General features: G+C 50.5%; 2 tRNA genes and 2 rRNA genes. All 4 read left to right on the forward strand.

Annotated elements, in window-relative coordinates:
- The first annotated feature begins 214 nt into the window (after positions 1-214).
- Positions 215-1751: ribosomal RNA gene (locus TU74_RS22785) — 16S ribosomal RNA — on the forward strand.
- Between the two features lie 122 nt (positions 1752-1873).
- Positions 1874-1950 (forward strand) — tRNA-Ile (locus TU74_RS22790).
- A gap of 9 nt (positions 1951-1959) precedes the next feature.
- Positions 1960-2035, forward strand: a tRNA-Ala gene (locus tag TU74_RS22795).
- A gap of 236 nt (positions 2036-2271) precedes the next feature.
- Positions 2272-3980 (forward strand): 23S ribosomal RNA (locus TU74_RS22800); the annotation flags it as partial.

The raw sequence follows: 3980 nt of genomic DNA on the forward strand, positions 1-3980 counted from the left end.
AACAGAGGCTGCTGTAGAATGCGCGCCTCGGTTGAGCGAAAGCTTAACCAACCGCTCTTTAACAACTGAATCAAGCAATTCGTGTGGGTGCTTGTGGAGTCAGACTGATAGTCAAAAAGATTATCAGCATCACAAGTTACTCCGCGAGAAATCAAAGATGTAACCAACGATTGCTGAGCCAAGTTTAGGGTTTTCTCAAAACCCAAAGATGTTTGAACTGAAGAGTTTGATCATGGCTCAGATTGAACGCTGGCGGCAGGCCTAACACATGCAAGTCGAGCGGTAGAGAGGTGCTTGCACCTCTTGAGAGCGGCGGACGGGTGAGTAATACCTAGGAATCTGCCTGGTAGTGGGGGATAACGTTCGGAAACGGACGCTAATACCGCATACGTCCTACGGGAGAAAGCAGGGGACCTTCGGGCCTTGCGCTATCAGATGAGCCTAGGTCGGATTAGCTAGTTGGTGAGGTAATGGCTCACCAAGGCTACGATCCGTAACTGGTCTGAGAGGATGATCAGTCACACTGGAACTGAGACACGGTCCAGACTCCTACGGGAGGCAGCAGTGGGGAATATTGGACAATGGGCGAAAGCCTGATCCAGCCATGCCGCGTGTGTGAAGAAGGTCTTCGGATTGTAAAGCACTTTAAGTTGGGAGGAAGGGCATTAACCTAATACGTTAGTGTTTTGACGTTACCGACAGAATAAGCACCGGCTAACTCTGTGCCAGCAGCCGCGGTAATACAGAGGGTGCAAGCGTTAATCGGAATTACTGGGCGTAAAGCGCGCGTAGGTGGTTTGTTAAGTTGAATGTGAAATCCCCGGGCTCAACCTGGGAACTGCATCCAAAACTGGCAAGCTAGAGTATGGTAGAGGGTAGTGGAATTTCCTGTGTAGCGGTGAAATGCGTAGATATAGGAAGGAACACCAGTGGCGAAGGCGACTACCTGGACTGATACTGACACTGAGGTGCGAAAGCGTGGGGAGCAAACAGGATTAGATACCCTGGTAGTCCACGCCGTAAACGATGTCAACTAGCCGTTGGGAACCTTGAGTTCTTAGTGGCGCAGCTAACGCATTAAGTTGACCGCCTGGGGAGTACGGCCGCAAGGTTAAAACTCAAATGAATTGACGGGGGCCCGCACAAGCGGTGGAGCATGTGGTTTAATTCGAAGCAACGCGAAGAACCTTACCAGGCCTTGACATCCAATGAACTTTCCAGAGATGGATTGGTGCCTTCGGGAACATTGAGACAGGTGCTGCATGGCTGTCGTCAGCTCGTGTCGTGAGATGTTGGGTTAAGTCCCGTAACGAGCGCAACCCTTGTCCTTAGTTACCAGCACGTAATGGTGGGCACTCTAAGGAGACTGCCGGTGACAAACCGGAGGAAGGTGGGGATGACGTCAAGTCATCATGGCCCTTACGGCCTGGGCTACACACGTGCTACAATGGTCGGTACAAAGGGTTGCCAAGCCGCGAGGTGGAGCTAATCCCATAAAACCGATCGTAGTCCGGATCGCAGTCTGCAACTCGACTGCGTGAAGTCGGAATCGCTAGTAATCGTGAATCAGAATGTCACGGTGAATACGTTCCCGGGCCTTGTACACACCGCCCGTCACACCATGGGAGTGGGTTGCACCAGAAGTAGCTAGTCTAACCCTCGGGAGGACGGTTACCACGGTGTGATTCATGACTGGGGTGAAGTCGTAACAAGGTAGCCGTAGGGGAACCTGCGGCTGGATCACCTCCTTAATCGACGACATCAGCTGCTCCATAAGTTCCCACACGAATTGCTTGATTCATTGAAGAAGACGATAGAAGCAGCTTTAAGCTCCAAGCTGATAGCTCACGCTAACAGTTACAAGCTCGAAATTGGGTCTGTAGCTCAGTTGGTTAGAGCGCACCCCTGATAAGGGTGAGGTCGGCAGTTCGAATCTGCCCAGACCCACCAATTTTGTATGGGGCCATAGCTCAGCTGGGAGAGCGCCTGCCTTGCACGCAGGAGGTCAGCGGTTCGATCCCGCTTGGCTCCACCATAAACTTGCTTCTGTATCGTAAAGCTTAGAAATGAGCATTCCATCACGACGATGGTGAATGTTGATTTCTGATCTTTTGATTAGATCGTTCTTTAAAAATTTGGGTATGTAATAGAAAGATAGACTGAATGACACTTTCACTGGTGTTTATTCAGGCTAAGGTAAAATTTGTGAGTAATTGCAAGTTTTCGGCGAATGTCGTCTTCATAGTATAACCAGATTGCTTGGGGTTATATGGTCAAGTGAAGAAGCGCATACGGTGGATGCCTTGGCAGTCAGAGGCGATGAAAGACGTGGTAGCCTGCGAAAAGCTTCGGGGAGTCGGCAAACAGACTTTGATCCGGAGATGTCTGAATGGGGGAACCCAACCATCATAAGATGGTTATCTTGTACTGAATACATAGGTACAAGAAGCGAACCAGGGGAACTGAAACATCTAAGTACCCTGAGGAAAAGAAATCAACCGAGATTCCCTTAGTAGTGGCGAGCGAACGGGGACCAGCCCTTAAGCTGTATTGATGTTAGCGGAACGCTCTGGAAAGTGCGGCCATAGTGGGTGATAGCCCTGTACGCGAAAACATCTTTGCAGTGAAATCGAGTAGGACGGAGCACGAGAAACTTTGTCTGAATATGGGGGGACCATCCTCCAAGGCTAAATACTACTGACTGACCGATAGTGAACTAGTACCGTGAGGGAAAGGCGAAAAGAACCCCGGAGAGGGGAGTGAAATAGATCCTGAAACCGTATGCGTACAAGCAGTGGGAGCCCACTTTGTTGGGTGACTGCGTACCTTTTGTATAATGGGTCAGCGACTTATTTTCAGTGGCAAGCTTAACCGAATAGGGGAGGCGTAGCGAAAGCGAGTCTTAATAGGGCGTCTAGTCGCTGGGAATAGACCCGAAACCGGGCGATCTATCCATGGGCAGGTTGAAGGTTGGGTAACACTAACTGGAGGACCGAACCGACTACCGTTGAAAAGTTAGCGGATGACCTGTGGATCGGAGTGAAAGGCTAATCAAGCTCGGAGATAGCTGGTTCTCCTCGAAAGCTATTTAGGTAGCGCCTCATGTATCACTGTAGGGGGTAGAGCACTGTTTCGGCTAGGGGGTCATCCCGACTTACCAAACCGATGCAAACTCCGAATACCTACAAGTGCCGAGCATGGGAGACACACGGCGGGTGCTAACGTCCGTCGTGAAAAGGGAAACAACCCAGACCGTCAGCTAAGGTCCCAAAGTTATGGTTAAGTGGGAAACGATGTGGGAAGGCTTAGACAGCTAGGAGGTTGGCTTAGAAGCAGCCACCCTTTAAAGAAAGCGTAATAGCTCACTAGTCGAGTCGGCCTGCGCGGAAGATTTAACGGGGCTCAAACCATACACCGAAGCTACGGGTATCACGTAAGTGATGCGGTAGAGGAGCGTTCTGTAAGCCTGTGAAGGTGAGTTGAGAAGCTTGCTGGAGGTATCAGAAGTGCGAATGCTGACATGAGTAACGATAATGGGTGTGAAAAACACCCACGCCGAAAGACCAAGGTTTCCTGCGCAACGTTAATCGACGCAGGGTTAGTCGGTCCCTAAGGCGAGGCTGAAAAGCGTAGTCGATGGAAAACAGGTTAATATTCCTGTACTTCTGGTTATTGCGATGGAGGGACGGAGAAGGCTAGGCCAGCTTGGCGTTGGTTGTCCAAGTTTAAGGTGGTAGGCTGGAATCTTAGGTAAATCCGGGATTCTAAGGCCGAGAGCTGATGACGAGTGTTCTTTTAGAACACGAAGTGGTTGATGCCATGCTTCCAAGAAAAGCTTCTAAGCTTCAGGTAACCAGGAACCGTACCCCAAACCGACACAGGTGGTTGGGTAGAGAATACCAAGGCGCTTGAGAGAACTCGGGTGAAGGAACTAGGCAAAATGGCACCGTAACTTCGGGAGAAGGTGCGCCGGTGAGGGT

Source organism: Pseudomonas lundensis (assembly GCF_001042985.1).
Taxonomy (GTDB): Bacteria; Pseudomonadota; Gammaproteobacteria; order Pseudomonadales; family Pseudomonadaceae; genus Aquipseudomonas; species Aquipseudomonas lundensis.